We start from the raw sequence: 5,319 nt of genomic DNA, 5'->3' as shown, positions 1-5,319 counted from the left end.
CGGCGAGGTGCTCAAGCGCCTGCCCGGCGTCACCACCGGCGGACGACCCGGCCGCGGCGGCGAGGTCCGCATGCGCGGCATGGGCGGCGGCTACACGCAGATCCTGGTCAACGGCGAACGCATGCCGCCGGGCTTCTCGCTCGACGAGCTCCCGCCCGAACAGATCGAACGCATCGAGGTCATGCGCGCGCCCACCGCCGAGTTCGGCGCGCGCGCCATCGCCGGCACCATCAACGTCGTCCTGCGCGAGGCCCTGCAGCGCCGCCTCAACGAACTGCGCCTGGCCTCCACCTTCGAGCGCGACCACGTCACGCCCCACCTGAGCTGGACCCGCAACGACAAGCTCGACGACCAGGGCACCGCCTACAACCTCACCGTCAACGCGATGCAGCACAAGCGGCTCGACGACATCGCGTCGCAGTCGCTGACCAGCCGCTTCGACACCGGCACCGGCGCGCTCCAGAGCCAGACCCTGCTGCAGACCCGCGGACAGAGCGCCGACGAGCGCAAGTCGCTCAACCTGACCGGCCGCCTGCAGCTGCGCCTGGCGGGCGGCGACACGCTCGCGCTCCAGCCCTTCGTGATGGTCAACCGCGGCCGCGGCGCCAGCAGCGCCCGGCAGACCCAGTCGGCGGTGCCGGACGAGAACGCCTTCGAGCGCATCAAGTACGACAGCTACACCAGCGACAGCAGCAACCGCGCCACCATGGCCCGGCTGAACCTGCAGTGGAACAAGCGCCTGGACGAGCGCACCCGCCTGGAGACGCGGCTGGGCGCCGGGCGCATGACGATGGACGGCGATGCCCACCGCGAGGAGGACCTCGACGCCACGCCGGGCCTCTTCTTCCGCACGCAGGACGACACCACGAAGAGCCGCGACACGCAGTGGAGCGTGAACCTCAAGCTCAACCACCAGATGGACAACGAGCACAGCCTGGTCGCCGGCGTCGAGGGCGAAGGCACCACGCGCGAGCAGACGCGCGGCTGCACCGAGGTCTACGGCAGCACCATGCGGCGCGACAACTGCGCCTTCCTCGCCGACTTCGGCGAGAACGTCTCCGCATCGACGCGCCGGCTCGCCGCCTATGCGCAGGACGAGTGGAGCGTCGGCAAGCAGTGGGGCTTCTACGCCGGCCTGCGCTGGGAAGGCATCCAGACCGAGAGCAGCAACAACCAGGGCCCGGTGAAGAACACCTCCAGCGTGCTCACCCCGCTGCTGCATGGCGTCTACAAGATCGACGAGAAGAGCCGCGAGCAGATCCGCGCCAGCCTGACCCGCAGCTACAAGGCGCCCAACCTCAACGACGTCATCGGCCGGCTCAGCATCAACAGCCAGTTCACCTGCCAGCCGCCGGCCACGCTCTGCGGCAGCAACCTGATCAACTATCCCGACCGCTTCGGCAACCCCGACCTCAAGCCCGAGATGGCGACCGGCGTCGAGATCGGTTACGAGAAATACCTTTCGAAGGGCGGGCTGCTCAGCGTCAACTTCTTCTATCGCCGCATCACCGACCTGATCCGCGCCCAGGCCCAGCTCGAGACCGTGCCCTACGCCACCGAGCCGCGCTGGGTCATCCGGCCGCGCAACATCGGCAACGCCACCACCCGCGGCGTCGAGCTCGAAGCCAAGTTCCGCCTCGACGAATACGTCGCCGACGCGCTGCCGATCAACGTGCGCAGCAACCTGTCGCTGTTCGACTCTTCGGTGGACGGCATCCGCGGCCCTGACAACAAGCTGGACCAGCAGCCCCGCTACACCGCCAACCTGGGCGCCGACTACCGGCTGCGCTCGCTGCCGCTGACGCTGGGCGCCTCGCTCAACTACACGCCGACCACGCTGCTGCAGCAGAGCGACCAGGTGCTCAACGAGATCGACAAGAAGCGCGTCATCGACGTCTCGGCCCTGTGGACCTTCTCGTCCGCCGTGGCGCTGCGCCTGGCCGCGAGCAACCTGGTGCCGCTGAGCTACGGCAACGGCAGCATCGCGGTCACGCCGGGCCGGCTGGTCACCAGCGAAAACACCGGCCGCAGCTTCACCGTCTGGACCGTGCGCCTGGAACTGAAGGTCTGAGGACGCAAAAAAGGCTGCCCGAGGGCAGCCTGCAAAAAGCGGAGCAACAGGCCTCCGCGAGGGCGACGGGGCCGCAAGGGCCGGCCCCAAGGAGTCAACTGGTTCAGCGCCGCGACGGTTCGCTCTGGGCCTTCGCGCCGCCCAGCGCATGGCTGGCCGGCGTCCACACGGTGGCGCCGACGCCCAGCGCCAGCAGCACCAGCACCATCCAGGTCAGTGGCGACGTGCGGCGGCGCGCGATCGGCCGCGGCGGGCGGGAGGCCATGCGGGGTCGCAGTTGCGAGGGCAGCCTGTGGGCCTGCAGGCGCTGCAGCCGCACCGCCTGTTTGCTGCCGTCACTCCTGGACACAATCTCGAAGCTGATGCGCTCGCCCTCCTGCGGCGGCTGGCCGTCCATCGGGAAGGCCGACACATGCACGAACAGCGTCTCGCCGCCCTGCTCGGGCCGCACCACGCCGTGGCCGCGCTCGGCGTACCAGCTGTCCAAGGTTCCTTCGAATCGCATGACTTGTTCCCCCGTCTTGTGGATCGCCCGACGCCGCGTCGCGGACTTGTGGTCCGCTGGACGCCCTCCATCGGGCGCTTCTCTCTCTTCGGACAAAAGAGCCCGGCACGGGGCCGGGCTTCTGGGGGTGCATGCTGCCCAAGCCGTCACGGCCCCGGGCAACAGCCTGTAAGCCGTGCAACTTCACACGGTTTTAGTTCTTCAAGCCGGGCTTCAAGTACTTGTCGAGGAACTCCAGCGTCTTCTGGTTGGCCTCGATCTGGTTCTTCTTCTTGGAGAAGCCATGGCCTTCGTCGTCGAAGACGACGTACTCCACCGGCACGCCGTTCTTCTTGACGGCCTCGACGATCTCGTCGCTCTCCGGCTTGATCACCCGCGGATCGTTCTTGCCCTGGATCACCAGCAGCGGCTTGCGGATCTCCTTGGCATGGAACAGCGGCGAGGTGGCGACCAGGAAGTCCTTGTCCTTCACCGGATCGCCGATCTCCAGGTACAGCGCCTTGCGGAAGCTCTCCCAGTAGGGCGGGATGGACTCCAGCGTGCGCAGCCAGTTGGACACGCCGAAGATGTCCACGCCGACCTTGAAGGCCTCGGGCCGGAAGGCCATCGCCGCCAGCGTCATGTAGCCGCCGTAGCTGCCGCCCATGATGCCGATGCGCTCGGGATCGATCACGCCGGTGCTGGCGAGGTAGGTCTTGGCCTCGATGCAGTCCCACAGCGGCTCGCGGCCGTGCTTGCCGTCGTCGGCGGTGAAGAAGCTCTTGCCGTAGCCCGAGCTGCCGCGGTTGTTGATGCCCAGCACCGCGTAGCCGTGGTTGACCAGGTACTGGACCATCGCCGAGTAGCCGCGCGTCGTCTGCCCGCCCGGGCCGCCATGCACCAGCACCACGGCCGGCACCTTGTGGGTCGGGGAAGCTTCCTTGGGCTGGTAGTAGACCGACGGGATCACCATGCCGTCGAAGGAGCGGAAGCGCACGATGCGCGCCTCCACCAGCTCTTCCGGATCGATGTCCCGGGACAGGCTGCGCGACAGCTGTTTCACCTGCTTGCTGCCGAAGTCGTAGACATACAGGTTGCTCGGCGAGCGGTCGCCGTTCAGGTAGAAGGCCATGCGCTGGCTGGTCCGCGAGAAGGCCACGCCGCGCAGCTCGCCGCCCGGCAGCCGCGGCAGGGTCACCGGCTGGCCATCGGCGGTCTGGACGATGCGCAGCTCCAGGCTGGCATCGTTGTTGATGCCGGTGACGCGGTAGCGCCCGTCGCGGGAGTAGCTGCTGTAGACGATGTCCCAGTCGGCCTTCTCGAGCTCGCGCGTCTGGCCGGACGCCAGGTCGTAGGCCAGCAGGCGCTGGAATTCCGCGCCCTCGTTGGACAGCATCAGCAGGGTCGTCGACGCCGGGTCGAAGCCGGTCACGCTGAAGGACGCGACGCCCTGGTGCGGCGTGAGGTGCTTGGTCTCTTTCGACTGCGTGTCGTAGAGGTAGACGTCGGAGTCGGCCGTCGTGTTGGTCTTGCCCAGCGCCACCCAGCGGCCGTCGCCGCTGACGCCGAACACCGCGTTGCCGTCGTTGTTCTGGTAGACCAGCGTGCGCGCATAGGTCTTGGCGTCGTAGCGGTAGACGTCGATGTAGCGGGCGTCGCGCTCGTTGGTCGTGACGAAGAAGGCGTCGCCGTCGCGACTCCAGCCGTTGAAGCCAGCCTTGACCTTGTCGCCGGGCGTCAGGTCGCGCTCGCTGCCGTCGAGCTCGCGCACGATCAGGTGGTTGTTCTCGTTGCCGCCCTGGTCGCGGGTGAAGAGCACCCGGTCGTCATTGCGGAAGTAGCTGACGGCGTAATGGCTGTCGGTCTTAGAGGCGGTCAGCGCCACCGGCTCGCCGCCGTCGACGCTGATGCTGTAGACGTTGAAGATGCCGCTGGCATTGCTGCTGAACAGGATGCGGCGCTCGTCCTGGGAGAAGGACGCCCCGCTGATCGAGGTCGTCGCCATGAACTGCTCGATCGTGTAGCGCTTGGCGGGGCGCGGCTGGGTGGCTTTGGCCTCGGAACGGGCCGCGGCTTTCTCGGTCGCGGCCTGGGCGGGCATCGCCATCGCGGCCGCCAAGGCCAGGCCCAGCAGCGTCAGTGCCTGCCGCGGGGCGGCCTTCGGGAACGACTTCCTCATCGGGTTCTCCTCTCCTGATCGGGCCCGGGACCATCCCGGGATCCGGCGACTGTAGACGCCGGGGTCAGTCCTTGCCCATCCTGCGGCCGACTGGCGGCGGTGCGCCGCGACGGAGCGTCGATCCGGCGGGATGGACGGGGGAACCGGCCGCTCACTTGCCGGCGGGCACCTGCCCTTCCACCCCCTTCACATAGAACTTGATGTTCTGCAGGAACGCGTCGTCGGCGACCTTGTCCCGCGCCAGGACCTCCTTGCCGTCCTGGCCGGCGATCGGGCCCTTCCAGATGACGAAGCTGCCGTCCTTGAGTCCGGCCTTCACCTGGTCGACCCGGGCCTTGACCTCGGCGGGCACCGCGGCGTTCAGCGACACCAGGTCGATCGCGCCTTCCTTGACGCCCCACCAGCTGTGCTTGCCCGCACCGGCGCTCCAGCTGCCGTCCAGCGCTGCCTGGACGCTGGCGATGTAGTACGGCGACCAGTCGATCACCGCCGAGCCCAGGTGCGCCTTGGGCCCGTACGAACTCATGTCCGAGTCCCAGCCGAAGGCGTACTTCCCGTTCTTCTCGGCCGTCTGCAGCACCGCGC

At 68.2% G+C, this 5,319-nt stretch carries 4 protein-coding genes; 1 reads left to right on the top strand and 3 read right to left on the bottom strand.

Annotated elements, in window-relative coordinates; genetic code table 11:
- The coding region (locus tag FUT87_RS20050) for a TonB-dependent siderophore receptor (RefSeq protein ID WP_147242161.1) at window positions 1-2,071 on the top strand (2,071 nt) is incomplete at its 5' end.
- 103 nt (window positions 2,072-2,174) lie between these two features.
- On the opposite strand, the gene FUT87_RS20045 is transcribed toward FUT87_RS20050, so the two are convergent.
- From FUT87_RS20045 to FUT87_RS20035, 3 genes are all read right to left on the bottom strand, one after another.
- Entirely contained in the window at window positions 2,175-2,576 is a 402-nt protein-coding gene (locus FUT87_RS20045; protein ID WP_147240216.1) for a cold-shock protein, read from the bottom strand.
- A gap of 193 nt (window positions 2,577-2,769) precedes the next feature.
- Complete coding sequence (locus FUT87_RS20040) at window positions 2,770-4,734, bottom strand: S9 family peptidase (protein ID WP_147240217.1); 1,965 nt, start codon at window positions 4,732-4,734, stop codon at window positions 2,770-2,772.
- Window positions 4,735-4,885: 151 nt separating this feature from the next.
- Window positions 4,886-5,319: BMP family ABC transporter substrate-binding protein (locus FUT87_RS20035; RefSeq protein ID WP_147242160.1), on the bottom strand; the 434-nt coding region annotated here is incomplete at its 5' end.

It is taken from the genome of Mitsuaria sp. TWR114, assembly GCF_007997345.1.
The sequence above is the reverse complement of the archived record's forward strand: the minus strand, read 5'-3'. Positions and strand labels throughout refer to the sequence as shown.